Annotated in this window: 19 protein-coding genes and 1 other annotated feature; of the genes, 2 read left to right on the top strand and 17 right to left on the bottom strand. The window is 53.6% G+C overall.

Features of this window, described 5'->3' with window-relative positions:
- Window positions 1-50: 50 nt before the first annotated feature.
- From accB to ACLD72_RS20240, 15 genes are all read right to left on the bottom strand, one after another.
- Entirely contained in the window at window positions 51-536 is a 486-nt protein-coding gene (gene accB / locus ACLD72_RS20310) for an acetyl-CoA carboxylase biotin carboxyl carrier protein (protein WP_410997779.1), read from the bottom strand.
- Between the two features lie 168 nt (window positions 537-704).
- Entirely contained in the window at window positions 705-1,550 is an 846-nt protein-coding gene (locus ACLD72_RS20305) for a SpoIIIAH-like family protein (RefSeq protein ID WP_410997777.1), read from the bottom strand.
- 127 nt (window positions 1,551-1,677) lie between these two features.
- On the bottom strand, window positions 1,678-2,319 hold the full coding sequence (gene spoIIIAG, locus ACLD72_RS20300) for a stage III sporulation protein AG (protein WP_410997775.1): 642 nt from the start codon (window positions 2,317-2,319) through the stop codon (window positions 1,678-1,680).
- A gap of 17 nt (window positions 2,320-2,336) precedes the next feature.
- On the bottom strand, window positions 2,337-3,164 hold the full coding sequence (gene spoIIIAF / locus ACLD72_RS20295; RefSeq protein ID WP_410997773.1) for a stage III sporulation protein AF: 828 nt from the start codon (window positions 3,162-3,164) through the stop codon (window positions 2,337-2,339).
- A 43-nt stretch (window positions 3,165-3,207) separates the two neighbouring features.
- Entirely contained in the window at window positions 3,208-4,407 is a 1,200-nt protein-coding gene (gene spoIIIAE, locus ACLD72_RS20290) for a stage III sporulation protein AE (protein ID WP_410997772.1), read from the bottom strand.
- 64 nt (window positions 4,408-4,471) lie between these two features.
- On the bottom strand, window positions 4,472-4,861 hold the full coding sequence (gene spoIIIAD, locus ACLD72_RS20285; RefSeq protein WP_410997770.1) for a stage III sporulation protein AD: 390 nt from the start codon (window positions 4,859-4,861) through the stop codon (window positions 4,472-4,474).
- An 11-nt stretch (window positions 4,862-4,872) separates the two neighbouring features.
- Window positions 4,873-5,076 carry a stage III sporulation protein AC gene (gene spoIIIAC, locus ACLD72_RS20280; protein WP_009225775.1) on the bottom strand — a complete coding sequence of 68 codons (204 nt, stop codon included), beginning with the start codon at window positions 5,074-5,076 and terminating at the stop codon, window positions 4,873-4,875.
- A 57-nt stretch (window positions 5,077-5,133) separates the two neighbouring features.
- Entirely contained in the window at window positions 5,134-5,652 is a 519-nt protein-coding gene (spoIIIAB, locus tag ACLD72_RS20275) for a stage III sporulation protein SpoIIIAB (protein ID WP_128634259.1), read from the bottom strand.
- A complete protein-coding gene (spoIIIAA, locus tag ACLD72_RS20270) occupies window positions 5,645-6,643 on the bottom strand; it encodes a stage III sporulation protein AA (RefSeq protein WP_410997768.1) in 999 nt (332 codons plus the stop codon). The genes spoIIIAB and spoIIIAA overlap by 8 nt, the downstream gene beginning before the upstream one ends.
- 379 nt (window positions 6,644-7,022) lie before the next feature.
- Complete coding sequence (locus ACLD72_RS20265; RefSeq protein WP_410997863.1) at window positions 7,023-7,289, bottom strand: YqhV family protein; 267 nt, start codon at window positions 7,287-7,289, stop codon at window positions 7,023-7,025.
- 487 nt (window positions 7,290-7,776) lie between these two features.
- Complete coding sequence (locus ACLD72_RS20260; protein WP_410997766.1) at window positions 7,777-9,030, bottom strand: aspartate kinase; 1,254 nt, start codon at window positions 9,028-9,030, stop codon at window positions 7,777-7,779.
- Window positions 9,031-9,250: 220 nt separating this feature from the next.
- Window positions 9,251-9,808 (bottom strand): elongation factor P, encoded by a 558-nt coding sequence (gene efp / locus ACLD72_RS20255; protein ID WP_128634262.1) that lies wholly within the window; start codon window positions 9,806-9,808, stop codon window positions 9,251-9,253.
- A gap of 114 nt (window positions 9,809-9,922) precedes the next feature.
- Complete coding sequence (locus tag ACLD72_RS20250; RefSeq protein ID WP_410997763.1) at window positions 9,923-10,996, bottom strand: M24 family metallopeptidase; 1,074 nt, start codon at window positions 10,994-10,996, stop codon at window positions 9,923-9,925.
- A 52-nt stretch (window positions 10,997-11,048) separates the two neighbouring features.
- The gene (aroQ, locus tag ACLD72_RS20245) at window positions 11,049-11,495 is read right to left on the bottom strand and encodes a type II 3-dehydroquinate dehydratase (protein WP_251587228.1); all 447 of its coding nucleotides are present in this window, start codon (window positions 11,493-11,495) and stop codon (window positions 11,049-11,051) included.
- Between the two features lie 75 nt (window positions 11,496-11,570).
- Entirely contained in the window at window positions 11,571-12,170 is a 600-nt protein-coding gene (locus ACLD72_RS20240; RefSeq protein ID WP_410997761.1) for a YqhR family membrane protein, read from the bottom strand.
- A 182-nt stretch (window positions 12,171-12,352) separates the two neighbouring features.
- Here ACLD72_RS20240 and ACLD72_RS20235 point away from each other — a divergent pair, with 182 nt between their 5' ends.
- Together ACLD72_RS20235 and ACLD72_RS20230 are read left to right on the top strand one after the other, a co-directional pair.
- Window positions 12,353-13,351, top strand: coding sequence for a DUF1385 domain-containing protein (locus ACLD72_RS20235; protein ID WP_410997759.1), 999 nt, complete (start codon window positions 12,353-12,355; stop codon window positions 13,349-13,351).
- A gap of 7 nt (window positions 13,352-13,358) precedes the next feature.
- Entirely contained in the window at window positions 13,359-13,688 is a 330-nt protein-coding gene (locus tag ACLD72_RS20230) for a hypothetical protein (RefSeq protein WP_410997757.1), read from the top strand.
- Window positions 13,689-14,144: 456 nt separating this feature from the next.
- Here ACLD72_RS20230 and ACLD72_RS20225 read toward each other — a convergent pair whose 3' ends face one another.
- Window positions 14,145-15,119, bottom strand: a complete 975-nt coding sequence (locus tag ACLD72_RS20225; RefSeq protein WP_410997861.1) for a patatin-like phospholipase family protein — start codon at window positions 15,117-15,119, stop codon at window positions 14,145-14,147.
- A gap of 75 nt (window positions 15,120-15,194) precedes the next feature.
- Complete coding sequence (locus ACLD72_RS20220; protein WP_410997755.1) at window positions 15,195-16,901, bottom strand: proline--tRNA ligase; 1,707 nt, start codon at window positions 16,899-16,901, stop codon at window positions 15,195-15,197.
- A 59-nt stretch (window positions 16,902-16,960) separates the two neighbouring features.
- Window positions 16,961-17,185 (bottom strand) — a binding site (T-box leader).
- Between the last annotated feature and the right edge of the window lie 57 nt (window positions 17,186-17,242).

Genomic DNA, 17,242 nt, shown 5'->3' with positions numbered 1-17,242 from the left:
TCCATCCTCCTTGCCCTCTCACTAAAAATCAGGGGCGGCTGGCCCCCGACTTACTCCGGCTTCACCAAAAAGAGAGGTTGACCGTACTCTACCAATTGGCCGTTTTCCACAAGAATATCGATTATTTCGCCCTTGATCTCGGCCTCCAGCTCGTTCATCAGCTTCATCGCTTCGATAATGCATACCGTCGTCTTCTCGCCAACCTTGTCCCCAATGTTGACGTAAGGCTGGGCCTCCGGGGAAGATGAGCGATAGAAGGTTCCCACCATCGGTGAAGCGATGGTATGCAGGTTAGCCGCATGTTCGGCCGGTTTCGCAGGCTGCGCCGCCGGTTCGTTCGCGGCCGGAGCGACTGCCATGACTTGCGGAACATTTTGCGGAGCGGCAACTGCCAGCTGCGGCTGCACTTGAACGATTTCGCTTTTACCTGGCTTGCGAATGCAGAGGCGTGCGCCTTCGTTTTCAATTTCCACTTCCTGAATGGACGTTCTGTCTACCAATTCAATCAATTCTTTGATTTCGTTCAAATTAAACATGTCTTCACTCTCTCCTTCGCTTTGTCGGGAAAGCCTTAGCCTATTGCCTGGACCATCAGTTCATAACTTTATGTATTATATCATAATCGATCAAAATGGAAAGAGTCCAAGCTTCCTCGGACTCTTCCTAACCCATGCGTATTTTCCATTTCAACATACGGGCGTGCTTTATTGCGTGACGTATTGCACGCTCACTTTATCCTGGGACACATCAAGCTCCTTCATTACCAGGTCCATAATGCTTACGGCCTCTTTGGCCTCCATTTTTTCGCTGACGACCACGACTTTGTATTTGTTGTCCTCCTCGGCAACAACAGCGTTGGCATATTGCTGGCGCAGTCTTTCTTCGATGTCGTAAATTTTTTCTTCCTTCTCTTCCAAAGCGCTTAGCTCCTGCTGAGCCATGGCGGACTCTTCCAACGATTTGTTATCGTCGTTGATCGCCTTCATCAATTCCTCCTGCTTTTGGAGGTTCTCCTGTGTCCGTTCAAACTGGTAGGCCGTCAGCGAATCGGAGGAAGCAATGCCTTGCGCCTCCATTTGGTTCAACACGTCTTCGTCGGTTTTAGTTTGTTCCGAACCCCCCGCATTTGCAGACGGTTCTGCCGCTTTTTCCCCTTGAACCGCCGCTTTTTCGTCTTTGGCCGCTTCTTTACCGCTATTTTGAGAGGATGTATCCACCGCGCCGCCGGCAGCTCCACTTTCTTCTGTTGCGGTTCCTTCCTCCGCGGCTTTGACTTCATCCGTCTTCGCGGCGGCTTCGTCGTCGGTAACGGCATCGCTGCCGGCTTGGCCATCGCTTGTGATCTCGGAAAGAATCACTTCATCTTGCGCGGACAAACCGGATTTCTCCAGCGCGCCGTTTTGAGCCGTTCCGCCTTCCATGCTGACCTGCTGGCCGTCGGTTTTAGCCGCAGGCGCCGGCCCTTCTTCCGTAAACAGATAATAAGCCGATAAAACAACCATCAAACTGAGCATCGATACAAGCCAAATCGTTTGTCTTTTGGATTTCATAAAAAGATTCCTCCTAAAAGTTTTGTTGGCATAAGCTTCATGAGTAAACTTCGGCAAAACTTATATTGACAGCATCGGTTTAGTTTTGTGAGCATGACTCCCTCTTCTTAAGAAAGCGGCTCAAGAACTACTGGGACTGCTTGCGCGGAACAACGGAAATCCGGTATGCCGGAACATTTAATCCCTTCTCGACAGCGTCCACGATCAGGCCTTTCACCGTTTTGTTTTCGGCTCCCCTCGCCACGACGAGAACCCCCCTGATTTTGGGCTTGATTTTTTTCGTGACAATCGGCTGCTCGCTGCCGGAATTCTCGTAAGTTACGATTTGACCGTCCCGGGTATATTGCGTCACATGCCGCTTCCCCCCGTCCGCGTCGTTTTCCTCGGTCAATTCCTGGGTATCCTTTATGTTGCGCTGCACGACGACTTCCTCCGTCGAGTCGATCGTAACGAGGACATCCACCGCGCCGACGCCGACGATTTTTTCCAAAATCTCCTTCGTTTTATTCTCCAGCGACAACTCGATGCTGCTGAAATCGCTGCCTGTGCCGCCCTCTTCCATACTCGCGGGCGCCAGATCCTGCATCACCGGCGGCTCTCTGCCTTCCCCTCCGCTATCCACCTCCTTGACGTTTACAAAAGAGTTGAACAGCATAATCGCAATCCCTGCCAATCCGAGAATCAGCAGCAGGCGGAACGTATTTGCGCGCTTCTTCCCGTCTGCGCCCTTGCCGATCCATTGCTCGAGTTTTTTCAGCCATCCCGGCATGTCCCTTCACCTCCCGACTAGCTTTTTTCCGCCTGCGGCCGGATGATCGTTACGGCATTTTCGGCAACCCCCCAGTTTTTGCTCAGCAGTTCCTCAATTTGTGTCACGAGCATTTCCGGCACCGCTTCATTCACGGGATTCCCGTCCTCGCCGGAACGCTTCCTTTCCACCGTGTCGCCACCGGAGCCGGCCATCGCCTCAGTGGTTGGGTCGTTCGCACCGCTGCTTGACCTTTGTTCGGAACTCTCATTTGTGTTTGCGCCAACGCGGACCGTTATTTTTTCGATAGGTGCAACCGTTATCTCCGGCCCCCGCCCGGAAGCATTGCTGTCCGCGTCGGACGATTCCGTCTTGGCCTCGGTCATGACCACCTCAACCTCGGAGATGACCGGCTCCGCTGCCGGCGGGTTACCGCCATCCTTGTCCGCATCCGGCTTCACGGGTTTTGTAACCAGCTTGACCGATACACGCATGACCGGCTGCCCAGTTTCGCGTTCGATCTGCTCCTTCATTTGCCGCGCCGTTTCTTCGCCCGCCCACTGCAACGCCTCGGCTTCCTGCTTTTGGCGCAGCTCCTCGCCCTGCCGCAGAATCGCTTCCGTGCTTTTCCCCGCCGCTTCGTACTCCAACCCTGCCATACTTTCGGAAAAAGCCGTTTCCAGCTCTTTCCTGGTGTCGGAGCTAAAGAAGCGCATGACCGGGGAAATCAGCGTCAGCAGGATCAGCAGACTGACGACAAGCTTGACGTAACGCTCCATCGCACGATTGGGAAGAAGCAGATCGACAAAGACGGCGATGAGTACGATAAAAATGATTTCTTTCAGCCATTCCGCAAGCCAGTTCATCGCTCGGATCACCTTCCCGTTTTCGGCGGGGCGCGCCCCGCCCTTACCTCATCATGACCGTAATGTTGCCGGCGGTGAGCATGATCGTAATCGCCAGAAAAAACATCAATCCAACGGCGGCGAGCGCGGCAAAAACGTACAGCATGCTCTTGCCGATCGTTTCCAGGCAGGTGACGATCGGCGATTCGCCGAGCGGCTGCATCACTGCTGCCGAAAGGTTGAAGATCAGCGCCAGCGTGATGATTTTGATCGCCGGGAAGGCGCAGAGGAACAACAGAATGATGACGCCGACGAGCCCGATCGAATTTTTCACCAGCAGCGAAGCGGAGATCACCGTGTCCGTCGCGTCGGCGAACACCTTGCCGACGACCGGCACGAAATTGCCGGTTAAATATTTGGCGGCCCGCAGTGTCACCCCGTCCGTCACCGAGCCGGCAATGCCTTTCACAGAGATGACTCCCAGGAAAACGGTCAGCAGCACCCCGAGCAACGCCATGCTGATGGTGCGCAGCAGATCGGCCAACTGGGTCAGCTTGTATTTGTCCGACAAGGAGCTGACGATATGCAGGACCGCCGAGAAAAAGAGCAGCGGAAAAACGATCGTATGCACCGCCGTGCCAACCGCATGCACCATAAACACGACGAGCGGGTGGGTGACCGTCACGGTCACCGCGCCCCCCATAGAGGCCAGCAGCGTGAACAGCAGCGGCACCATCGCCATCATGAAATCGATCATGCCGCCGATGGCCTTGGTGGCATACGTTATGGCCACATGGAAGCTGTTGATTGCCAACACGAGGATGACCAAATAGCAGATGGAGTAGGCAACTTTGCTGACCTGTTTGCGTTCGAAAGCCGTTTGCAGCGTCTCCAGGATCATGCTGAAGATGGACAGCAGCACGATCGTTACCAGGATGCGGCCGTTATACAACACTTCGTGCCACATATATTTCATCAGACCGGTTAGCCCCGTCCTGAGGCTGAAGCTTTGATCCTGCTGCAAAAGCATATCCATAAAGGACGGAAGCTTCTGATCCGGAAAAAAACCGCCATAATCTTTCATCAGCTGCTGCCAGTAAGTCTCCACCTGGTCGGTCGGCAGTTCCTCGGCTTGCCGTTGAATCCAACCGCCGTCCGCGCCTTCGGCCAGCGAGACTTGAGGCATCAGCCACACCAGCAGTGCCCCGAGGACGATCAGAACCAGCGTTTTGCCGCGCCAAAGCTCGTTTGTCGTTCCTATCATCCGTCTCCCCACCCTCTTTAAGAGGTTGTTCGGTGCTGACAACCTGGCTTTTTGAACTCTCACTTTATGCCGGCAGCAGCTTGATTACCGTTTCTATAATGATGCTGATGATCGGGATGGCGAGCACCATGATCAGCACTTTGCCCGCCATTTCAATTTTCGAAGCGATGGCTTCCTGCCCCGCGTCGCGGACGATTTGCGCCCCAAACTCGGCGATGTAGGCGATGCCGATGATTTTCAGGATCGTTTTCAAATAGATCATCTGCACGCCGGATTTTTCGGCCAAATCCTCAAGCACACCGATGATGCTTCCGATTTTGCCGATCAAATACAGAAAAATGAGGATGCCCGTGCTGGCGGCGATCAAAAAGGCAAACATCGGCTTCTGTTCTTTGATGACCAGAATTAGCACCGTCGCGATCAGTCCGAGCCCTACAACCTGGATAATTTCCACCGGGGTCTCACCTACTGGAACAAAAAGATCGATTTGATTTCTTGAAACAGGCTGTCCAGCAGCCGGATGACCATAAACAGCACCACGACGAACCCGATCAGCGTTACCCAATGCGCCATGTCTTCTTTTCCCATCTGCTTCAACACCGTGTGGATCATGGCGATAATAATGCCGATGCCCGCGATCTGAAAAATGGCGTTCACTTCTATGTTCATTGATTTGGCACCTCACGATCAATTTCACAGGCGAATCAGCCCTGGAGGGAATTAAATTCAGTAGAATAGAATGACGATGAACGCTCCGCACAAAAGCCCCAAGCTGCGGTACATTTTCTCATAACGGGCTTGCTCTTCCCGCGCTGCGGATTCCTCGCTCTCCAGCTGCCGGACGGCCGTCGCCAGATGTCTTAGCTGATCCTTCCGGTCGCTTGTCCCAAGCGTATAGCTGAGCTGGCGGATCACCTCCTGCTCAGGGGCCTTCATGGCAGTAAATTTCCAAACGTTGATGGCGGCCTGCTCCAGGCTCTCCTGGGCGCTCAAACGGTTGGATGCGCTCATGTTGTCCGCCGCGGTGACGAAGATGGCTCTGACCGGTTCCTGGCTTTGTTCCCCGATCCGCCGAAGTGCGTCGGGAAGCGGCGTAAAACCGTACATAATTTCGGTTTCCAGCCGCTTTAGCGCCAGAATCAGCCTGCGGATCTGGTTCGGCCGGCTGGCGAACTGCCTCGCCTGCACCCATCCGGCCAAGGTAGCCGCCAATATGACGAGCGCAGCCCCAAACATTTTAAGCATGTTCTTCCCTGCCCTTCCATCCGGCCCCGTGCAGCTGGATTCCCCGCCGTTTGCCGTCCCAAAGCCTGAAAGCCAGTCCTTTTTCCGTGCGCGCAAGCACCGCGTACATTTGGAAAAAGCCGGTTTCCGACAGCTTGGACAACGCCGGCCGGGAGGACAGGTCGTCCACGCTCGACCCGTGCGCCGTGGCGATGACACGTACGCCGGCATGCAGCGCCTCGGCCAAAGCCTCGGCATCCTCCGGTCGTCCGATCTCATCCACGATCAGCACGTCCGGCGACATGGAACGGATCATCATCATGATTCCTTCCGCTTTGGGGCAGCCGTCCATCACGTCCGTGCGGGGACCGACGTCAAATCCGGGAACGCCTTTTTTGCTGCCGGCGATCTCCGAACGTTCATCGACGACGGCCACTTTCAGCCCCGGCCAGGACGCCTCCGGGTGGCCCCAGGTGCCGCTGCTGATTTGCCGCGCCAAATCGCGGATCAGCGTTGTTTTACCCTGCTGCGGGGGAGATAGAATCAACGTGTGATATACGCTTCTGTGCTTAAAGTCGAGCAGCCTTGGCAAAATCGGGTCGGCGATGCCTTTGACCTCCCTGGCGACCCGTACATTAAAGCCGCTGATATCGCGCAGATGCTCCACCTTTCCTCCGCTCAGCAAGGTCCTGCCGGCCAGTCCGATCCGATGGCCCCCCGCAATCGTGATGAAGCCTTTGCGCAGCTCTTCCTCCATCGTATAAAGCGAGTGGTTGGTGATCAGATCGAGCAGCCGGTTGCCGTCCTGTTTTCCCGGCTTGTAAGCCGACTCCGGATTTTGCGTCAGGCTTCCGTCCGGCGTCAGAAAATAGTAGCGGCCGCCGGAATTAATCTCAAGCGGGCGCCCCTCGCGGATGCGAATCTCCTCCAGAACGGGAAAAATGGAAGGCGGCAGTTTGAGCAGCAAGGCCCGGATGTTGTCGGGAAATACGGTTAACCAACTTGGGTTCATGGCGTACCCCCAAAACTTTTACTTTTAAGAGGTTGTTCAAAAAGTCATGTTTTGAAGATTTAAGAATGAATAGTCACCGAAGCATGTCTGCCTTAAATCGCAAGAAAAACTTCAACTCAGGGCGGTCTGTCTTCTTTGATTGTTCGTCGATAGAGTTTTTCTTATCACGAAGCAGGTCAAGAAGTGGATCGGGCGTCGAATCTGGAATTCAGCCGGGCCTTCCGTTGCTCACGTACCCAAAACGTACGCTCCGCTCCTCAGTCCCTAGCTTCATCCAATCTTCTTGGTGCTGAAAACCTGACTTTTTGAACTAACTTTAATGAATTTTTGCTATACCTCATATGTATGCCTGTACTTTGTCATTATTCCGGGCAATCTATCATTTCTTCAAAATCCCGATTAAGAGACAGGCGACGCCGCAGCCGATCCAGATCATTTTTCCCCAGGACAGCTTGTCGGCCATTCCGGCCAGTCCGATGGACGTCGTGACGATCAGGATCGTCGGCCCGACCAGTGCCAGCGCCGAATTGACGGCTAGTGCCTTATCCACCTTTCCCAGCTTCAACATGAGCAGGGCCGCCAAAACCTCGATGGTCCCGGAAAACATTCGCAGCGTCGCCATGCTGACTACAAATTTATCGAGCATATCCACCTTCGCCTCCTTGTCCAAATCGTGCTCTCTTAACGATATGCCCGTACATTTCTATTTATTAATAGAAAAGAAGGACCTCGCCGCCGGCGAGGTCCTTTGTCGTACAAACCCATCCTTCTTTTGTTCTACTACGAGTACCCTTCCCTTCAGCGGATGCTGCTCTAACGGACACCAGCGACCTTATCCGCCCATTTCCCGGGTATTTCCCAGGCTAACGGACCCACATGACGTTATTCCGCTCTAAACGGGTTCATCCGGGCCGATTCGAGGTAAGTAGAGGCATCTGTGTCCGTTACATTTTGCAAACCTCCATTTTTCCGCAGATAAGGTCTCTGGAGTCCTTTAGCCTTCAGAGACCTCTCCTCTTCCCCTTATTGCCTGCGCCTTCAGCCTTTACCCAGCTTGTCTATACTCTAAAAAAAAGCACCCCCAAGCCGCTGGCTTGAAGATGCCCCTTGCAAAAACGTATATTCGCTTCGGTCTACCTGCGCTCCTTAGGCCCGCCGACAAACGCCTGCGTTTCCGTATCCAGGCCGTAAGCGGTGTGCAGCGCGGTCACAACCTCATTTAACTTGTCGCCGTCGATGACACACGATACTTTGATTTCCGAGGTACTGACCATCTTGATGTTGACCCCCTGTTTGGAAATCACGTCGAACATTTCCGCGGCAACGCCGGGATGGCTGACCATGCCTGCGCCAACGATCGAAACCTTGACCAAACCGTCCTCCGAAGTCACTTCCTCATACGGAAGATCGCTGCGGATGCCTTCAAGCACTTTCAGCGCTTTTTCGCAGTCGGACAAAGCAACGGTAAAAGAGAAATCAGCCTTTCCGTCCTGTACGCCGCTCTGAACGATAATGTCGACGTCGATTTTCGCCTCCGCCAGCGAACCAAACACTTTCGCGAGTACGCCGGGAACGTGGGAAACCCCCATAATGCTGATCCGGGCTACATTTTTATCGTAAGCGATCCCGCTGACAACTACTCCTTGCTCCATCTTGGCTTCCTCCTTAACTACTGTGCCTTCATTCTGGTTAAAACTGGAACGGACGACGAGCCGCACCTGGTGATGTTTGGCGTATTCCACCGCGCGGGGATGCAGCACCGCCGCTCCCAGATTAGCGAGCTCCAGCATCTCGTCATACGAAATTTCATTCAGTTTGCGGGCATTTTTCACGATCCGCGGATCGGTCGAATAGACGCCGTCCACGTCGGTATAAATTTCGCAAGTATCGGCCGAGGTCGCGGCCGCCAAAGCCACCGCCGTCGTATCGGAACCACCGCGGCCGAACGTCGTGATTTCCCCGTCCCCGGTCATGCCCTGGAATCCGGCGACGATAACGATATATCCATCCCCCAGCGACTTCAGCACACGCTCCGGCTGGATGTCGGTGATTCGCGCTTTACCGTGAACCGCTTCCGTACGAAAACCCGCTTGCCAGCCCGTATACGAAACCGCTTTGGCTCCAAGCGCATCTATCGCGATCGCCAGCAAAGCAATGGAAATTTGTTCACCGGTCGTCATCAGCATATCCATTTCCCGAAGCGGCGGTTCCTTGCTGAGCAGCTTCGCCTGATCGATCAGCTCATCGGTGGTGTCTCCCATCGCCGATACGACCACCATGACCCGGTGCCCTTCCTTTTGCTTGTCGACAACGCGCTTTGCCACACGCTGCATCCGCTCCGCATCGCCGACGGAGCTGCCTCCAAATTTCATCACGTATAAAGCCAACTCAGACCCTCCCTAATGTGCCCGTTTTCTCAGAGCATTCAACCATTTGAACCAGTAACGCTTTAAACCAGTATAATACGAAGGACCCGAAGGTCGTCAATGCTTTGGCGGACATTATAAAAAATTCCCCCACCTTGAAAGGTGGAGGATGCAGCATTCTTCCGGGGAACGTCAGGCTAACGCCTGGGCGTCCCCGTCCGAAACTTCATCGCAAAACCGCTTAGGCCCGCGAAATATATTTCCCTTCACGCGTATCGATCAACAGCACGTCGTCTTCATTAATGAAGAGCGGCACCTGAACGTTAAGCCCTGTTTCAACTTTGGCGTTTTTGGTTGCCCCGGTTGCGGTGTTGCCTTTGATCCCCGGCTCGGTTTCAATGACTTTCAGCTCCACGCTGTTCGGCAGGTTGATCCCGATAATTTCGCCTTGGTAGCTGACGATTTTAACGTTCATATTCTCCTTCAGGAAGTTCAGTTCCCATTCCAGCTGATCCGACGACAGCGTAAACTGGTCGTACGTCTCGTTGTCCATGAAGGTGTGCTCCTGGCCGCTGGCGTACAAATATTGAACGTCGCGGTTTTCGATCATGGCCCGGCCGATCGTTTCGCCGGCGCGGAAAGTTTTTTCCACCGTGTTGCCGTTGCGCAGGTTTTTCAGCTTGGAGCGGACGAAAGCCGCGCCCTTGCCCGGTTTAACGTGCTGGAATTCAAGCACCGTATAAATGTCGCCGTCCACCTCGACGGTCAAGCCTGTTTTAAAATCGTTTACTGAAATCACAAAAGTACCTCCTCAAGTGGGTTAACAAATTTATTATATTTATTTTTAAGAATACCCTAAATTAACAGTAACGTTTGTTAGCTGCTGTGATCCCACATTCGGGGAGTACCCGCATCAACCAAGCGCGATATAGTCCTTCGTCGATTCGGTCAAACGCCGCACACCGGTATCGGTAATCACGACATCGTCCTCAATGCGCACGCCGCCCAGACCCGGTAAATAAATCCCCGGCTCCACCGTGACGACCATCCCCGGCTTGAGCACTGTATCGCTCGCTTTGGACACGCGCGGATTTTCATGAACTTCCATGCCAAGCCCGTGCCCGGTGCTGTGCCCGAAATACTCGCCGTAGCCGTAGCTGGCGATAATGTCCCGGGCCAGTGCATCCGCTTCCCGTCCGGTCATGCCCGGACGTAGCTGCTCCAGCGTGTGCAGCTGTGCTTCCAGCACGATATCGTAAATTTCGCGCAGCTTGTCGGCCGGTTTGCCTAAAGCGACGGTACGGGTGATATCGGAGCAATACCCCTTCATGAACGCGCCGAAATCCATTGTCACCAGTTCGCCCGTTTGCATGATACGCTCGCTGGCCCGGCCGTGCGGCAGCGCCGAACGTTCCCCGGAGGCGATGATCGTATCAAATGAAGTGCCTTCGGCCCCGTGCTTGCGCATGAACGTTTCCAGTTCCAGCGCCGCGTCCCATTCGCTGACGCCGGGCTTCAGAACGTCCAGCATATGTAGGAACGTGCGATCGGCCAGTTCGGCCGCTTCTTTCATCAGCGCCAATTCCTCACTGTCCTTGAATAACCGAAGCCCCTCGATCAATCCGCTCACTGGAACGAGCGCGATCGGTTTCAATTCGCGTTCATAGGTGCGGTAAACCGAAAAAACGACATGCTCTTCCTCAAAGCCGAGGCGTTCCAGGTTCTCCTGGTCCAGCAAGGACTTGATCGTCCCCGTAACGGACGCGCCGTGGTCGACGATTTCAAACCCGGGCGCCTGTTCGGCGGCTTGGGTCAAGTAACGGAAATCCGTCAGCAGCCAGGCTTTGTCCAGGGTAACCAGCACGTAGCCGGAACTTCCCGTAAATCCCGTCAAATAGCGGCGGTTCACCTCTCCGGTAATCAGCACTGCTTCGATATTTTGCAGCTTCATCGCTTCGCGAAGCCGAACAACTCGAGTGCTCGCCATAAATAACTCTCCCTTATTTTCGCTTAGGACTCTCCCAACGCTATCCGCCCGCTCAGGCGTGCTTCGCCGCCAAATGGCGTTTGAGCGCGAGCAGCCCCATTTCATAACCGTACGATCCAAAACCGGCAATTTGTCCCACCGCAATCGGGGCGATGACCGAAGTGTGCCGGAAAACCTCGCGCGCGTGGATATTCGACAAATGCACCTCCACGACGGGGATGCGCACCGATGTCAAGGCATCCCGCAGAGCGTAGCTGTAATGCGTAAGCGCGCCGGGGTTGAGCAATATTCCGTCGGCGTTCCCGAAGGCTTCATGAATCCGGTCGATCAGTGCGCCCTCATGATTCGACTGAAAGAATGCGAGCTCAAGTTCATGGTCCCCCGCTAGCTTCCGCAGACGAGCCTCGATGTCGCCAAGCGTCTCGGATCCGTAGACGCCCGGTTCGCGAACGCCCAGCAAGTTCAGGTTCGGTCCGTTCATAACCAGGATGCGGTACACAAGCTCTCCCCTTTCCCGAAAAATAACCAAAAGTAATTTTAACATAGAAGAGAGCTGCTTGAGAAGCTTTTTGTCTTACTGCAGCACGCCCCCCGGAGACTTTTTCGGTTCGCGCTCCCGTTCGTCCGTATATTCTTCCGCGGTCGTGTAACCGATGAACAATCCCCATAATAAATAGAGGCAAAATTCGCTGATGAGCGTATCTCTCGAATGCTCAAGCAGCGGACGCGTCATTCCGAACATCGGGCCGAGGATACCGAAGATCAGCCCCCACCAAACGATGCCGTACAGAATTCCCGGGCCCGGCCCTTTCAGCTTGCGGAACAGAACCGTGTAGATGAGCGTAGCCAAAATGGAAAAAACGATGAAGGAAAGCCATCCGACATAATAACCTGCTTGACTGTATAAAAATGATCTTTTAAAAAAGGGCTCCACCAGATACCCGGGCACAATCGTCGTGAAGCGAAAGAAATAAAACAGCCCTTTGACCGCTCCCCAGATCAGGCCGGCAAAAAAACCGATCTCGAGGGAATAGAACCAAATGTTCGTCCGCTCCCTCCTATGCTGCCGCCAGGTCTGCCCATAAAATTGCAGGCTCTCCTCATGCCCGCCCTCCTGCGAATGCTCCCGTCCGTTCCCTTTGGGTTCCTGTTTTTCCCGCTGCGGTTGATCCATGCGTTTCCATCCTTCCCATTTTAGAAATATTTTGTTGGTTAGTATGCTCAATTCCAAAAAGCCTAAACAACTAGAATTTGCCCGTAAAGTTCGATACAATGGAATCATTACGAGTGATGTCCACCGTCCATTCGCACAAACACTTATATCAACTCATATCTATTTGTAGGAAGGTGAAATGCTTGCCTGAGCAATCCACACCCAAGATATACGGCGGCCAAGCCGTTATAGAAGGCGTCATGTTCGGCGGTAAACACGTCAATGTGACAGCCGTGCGCCGCAAAACGGGAGAAATTACTTTTTTCGAGGTTCCCAAACAAGATAATGACTGGGTCAAAAAGCTGCGCAAAATTCCGCTGATCCGCGGTATTGTCAGCATCGTTGATTCCAGCGCGAAAGGCTCCAAGCATCTGAATTATTCCGCCGAAGCTATGGCGGATGACGAGGTGGAGCCGGAGGAACGCGCCAAGCAGAAGGAAAAAGAGGAGTCCGGCTTCTCGCTGACGATGCTGGTCGGCGTCGCCGTCGCTGGGGTTTTATCTTTTATCGTCGGCAAAATCATTTTCACGCTGGTTCCCGCCCTGCTTGAACAGTACTTGTTCCAGCACGCTTTTGCGAACCAAACGCTGCACTCGCTTGTGGAAGGCATTATCAAAATCGCGCTGTTGCTGACCTATCTCTGGCTTATCTCGCAAACCCCGGTCGTCAAGCGGCTGTTCCAGTATCACGGCGCAGAGCATAAAGTCATCTCCGCCTATGAGGCGGGGGAAGAATTAACACCCAAGAACGTGCAAAAATACAGCCGCCTGCATTACCGCTGCGGCAGCAGCTTTATTATTTTAACGGTCATCGTCGGCGTCATCATTTATTCGCTGCCGATTTTCAGCTGGGATACGGTATGGGAACGGATGTACATCCGGATTCTGCTGCTCCCGCTGGTCATTGGCATCTCTTTTGAATTGCTGCGGTTCACCAACGCCGTGCGGGATATTCCGGTGCTGCGTTTCCTTGGATACCCGGGTCTTTGGCTTCAGCTTCTCACAACCAAGGAACCAACCGACGATCAGGTGGAAGTGTCGATCGCTTCTTTTAACCGCATGCGCGAGCTGGATGCCGAGCTGGAGAAAGTTCATGTCGTGGAATCGCCGGTAAGTTCCGCATTGGATCCTCTGAAAGGGTGATGAAAGCATGAAAAAACAAGGCATCATGTTTTGGATCATCATGCTCCTGGTCGTAATCGGCATCGTTAACGGAATATTCGTTAGCCATGCCATCAGTTTGGCGAACATCATCGTTCCGGTCGCCATCGTCGGCATCGTATTTCTGCTATACAAGTTCCCGCCGCGGAAATACCGGAAGAAGCAGCAGCCCAAAATCAAGCCTTCCGCGCGGACAATGGCCAAGATTGCCGCCGAACAACGGCGAGGGCCCTCTAGCGAAAAACGCAAGTCTTATCCTTTTCAAGTCATTGACGGTCAGAAAGGCAAAAATGACGACGATTTGCCAAAATACCACTAAAATAGGTTGTTTGAAAAAAGCAGGACGTAAAGCCATGCAAGATGGCTTTCGCCCTGCTTTTCTAGATTTCGCCCACTAGCGTTGCATTAAATCTGACAAGATAAATTTCTAGCCACACCAATATTCTAACGGTTGCCACAAGCGTTATTTGTTCCAAAAACATTGATTTCAAATTGTAACGGTTGCCATAGCGCTTATTTCACTGAATTCCGGCTTAGTATGCTTAGATTCAGGCAAATAACGGCGATCACAACCGTTAGAGTTTTGAAAAAGGCTTTTTTCGCAAAATAGCCGCTGCTACAACCGTTAGATTTCCGGTGGGCGTATTATCGGCTTGAAAACATGATCATCTCCCCAGGAAATCTGGAATGTATCAGGGCTGCAAGTTGTCTAGATTGATAGTTAATGCAACGCTAGTGGATTTCGCCCGTCTTTTTCCCGGGACATCTGTACCTGTTATTTAAAAGCGCCCGGATTCGCCTGCTGATATTTGTTAAATTGCTCTTCATAATATTGGGCGTTCCATTTGCCGAAAAACCGCTCGCCGGCGCGCAAGCCCGATTCGTAAAGCAGCAGGCTCTCCTCCTCGTTGACATCAAATTGCGTCGTGGCAAATCCCAACGTCGGAATTTTGACCGTCCGATAGCGGTTGGACTGTTCGATATATCTTTCGTCATGCGCCGCCAGCATCGTTTCCACGATCGCCTGCAGCATGGAAAACGGCCCGCGGATGTCATGCGGTTGATTGGTGTTTTTGCCGACCATTTGAAACCCGACCGTAGGAATCCGCTCTCCGCTGCGCGGCGGTTCCTGGTCAAACAGCCAAAGCGGAAAATTGCTGAGCAGCCCTCCATCGACAACATGAAGAAATTGTTCGGAAAACGGCTTGCCTTTGACCAGCTTTGGCGGCAGGCGCAGCAGCACGGGATCGAAAAAATACGGAATGCTGCAGCTCATGCGCACGGCCCTGGCAACCTCGAACGATTCCAGCCGAATGCCGATTTTAGAGAGGTCGTCCGGCAGCACCAGGATTTTGCCGTTCGTAATATCCGATGCGATGATCGTTAACTTGCCTTGGTCCAGGTCGGCAAACGTCCTTACGCCTTTAGCCAGCAAAACCTGCCGGATCCAATCCTCAAACGCCTCGCCCGAGTAGAGTCCTTTTTTGAGCAGCACCCGCATCGCCGGCCCGATGAACGCCATATTGAAAATGTGCGCCCGTTTGAGGAAGCGGGAAAACGACGTGGACATGATGATTTCCTTCATCTCTTCCGCGGTATACCCGGCGGCGATCAGCGAGGCCACGACCGACCCGGATGAGGTTCCGGCAACGCGATGGAACTTCCCCCCGTATTTCTCGGCCGCCCTCACCGCTCCCGCCAGCGAAATGCCTTTGACGCCCCCGCCTTCAAACACGCCGTTCATCAGCATCGCTCCCAAAGCCCCCATCCCATACACAAGTCTACTGCTTATGTATGATGGCGGAGGTTGTACGTATGCGGAGATTTATTGTAGCGGGAGCGCTAAGCGGGAAAGGATCTCCTCTACCGTTAACTTTTCAACCGCTGCTTCCCCGCGTTTTACAAATTCAATCACGCCTTGTTTGGCTGTTTTCCCGATAATAATGCGGTAAGGGATGCCGATCAGGTCGGCATCATTGAACTTGATCCCCGGGCGTTCGTCGCGATCGTCCAGCAGCACCTCGATTCCCTTCCGGGCGAGTTGTTCATACAGTTGTTCGGCCAGTTCGATTTGCTGCCGATCCTTCACGGAAACAGGAATGATATGCACCCGATAAGGCGCCAGAGCCGCCGGCCAAACGATTCCGCGCTCGTCATAGTGCTGCTCGACCACGGCGGAGAGCAAACGCGAGATGCCGATTCCGTAACATCCCATTATGATATCCTGCTGCTTCCCCTTCCGATCCAAATAGGACGCTCCCAGCATTTGGCTATACTTTGTCCCCAATTTAAATATATGCCCCACTTCAATCCCGCGGGATAACTTCAGCTTTCCGTCCTTACATTTCGGGCAAGTTTCTCCTTCAACCACAAAACGAAAATCGCCGATATGACTCGTTATGATATCCCGGGCCGGGCTGACATGCCGCAGGTGGAAATCGCGTTCATTCGCTCCCGCGATCCCCTCCGGCAGCGTGCTGACGTCCCGGTCGAGAAGAATGGGGATTTTTAATCCGAGAGGACCCGCAAAACCGGGCGGTGCGCCGGTGGCTTGCTCAACCGTAACCGGGTCGGCAAGTTCAATGCTTTCGGCGCCCATATAGGCTTGCACCTTTAGTTCGTTAACTTCATGATCCCCGCGCACGACAACCGCTACCAGTTGTTTGCCGTCCAGCACATAAATCAGCGTTTTGATCAGTTGCTCGGGCAGAACTTGCAAAAACGTCGTCAATTCCTCGATGGTATGCACTCCGGGCGTATGCATTTTTTCCAAAGCGGCGTCCCCGGGCAGCGGCAGCATACTCACGTTGTGCAATGAGGCAGCTTTTTCGATATTGGCGGCGTAATCGCAATGATCGCAGGCCGCCACAACATCCTCGCCGATGCCGGCAAAAACGATGAATTCATGGGACCCGCCTTCGCCCCCAATCGTGCCGGAATCCGCTTCAACGGCTCGATAGTCGAGCTCGCAGCGCTCCATAATATTCCGGTACGCCCGGTACATCAATGAATAGGAAACATCAAGGCCGCTCCAGTCCGCATCAAAGGAATAGGCATCCTTCATCAGAAATTCCCGGCCGCGCAGCAAACCGAAGCGGGGGCGCCGTTCATCCCGGAATTTCGTCTGGATTTGATATACCGAAACCGGCAGCTTCCGGTAAGTATGAACCTCCCCTTTAAGCAAGCTGGTAATCGCCTCCTCGTGCGTCGGTCCAAGCACAAATTCCCGGCCGTGGCGGTCGTTCAGCCGCATGAGTTCAGCTCCGTAACGGGAATAACGGCCAGACTCATGCCAGAGCTCGGCCGGCTGCAACGCCGGCAGCAGCAATTCCTGCGCGCCGGCCCGCTCCATCTCCGCTCTGACGATTTGTTCGAGTTTGTGAAGAACGCGCCTGCCTAAAGGCAAATAGGTATAAACCCCGGCAGCCAATTGACGAATATAACCGGCCCGAAGCAGCCAAGCGTGGCTGGCCGAATCGGCTTCGGCCGGAACTTCCCTTAACGTAGGCAACAATAACCTGCTTTGACGCATGGCAGATGACCTCCTTATCGTTTCATGAATTAGCCGCATAAACGCAAAAAGACACATTCGTCAGGGACGAATGTGTCGTGGTACCACCCTAATTTCACCGTTATGCGTAAAAAGCAACGATGCTCTAATCCGAATAACGGCGGAATCCGGTACGGGTTACGGTGATGTTCTCCCGTACAGCTCCTAAGGCGGGAAGCATTCCCTCGCGGCAGAGGCCTTTCAGCTGCTGGCCTCCTCTCTGGGGGCACGAAATGGAAGCTTATGTCCTTAATCACGGCTATTTCATATGAGTTAGTATGAGTTCGAATTTATATGATCCAAACTCCGTTGTCAAGTAAATC

This window comes from Paenibacillus lacisediminis (genome assembly GCF_046567315.2).
Note: the sequence above shows the minus strand (reverse complement) of the source record. Positions and strands in the feature narration are given on the sequence as shown.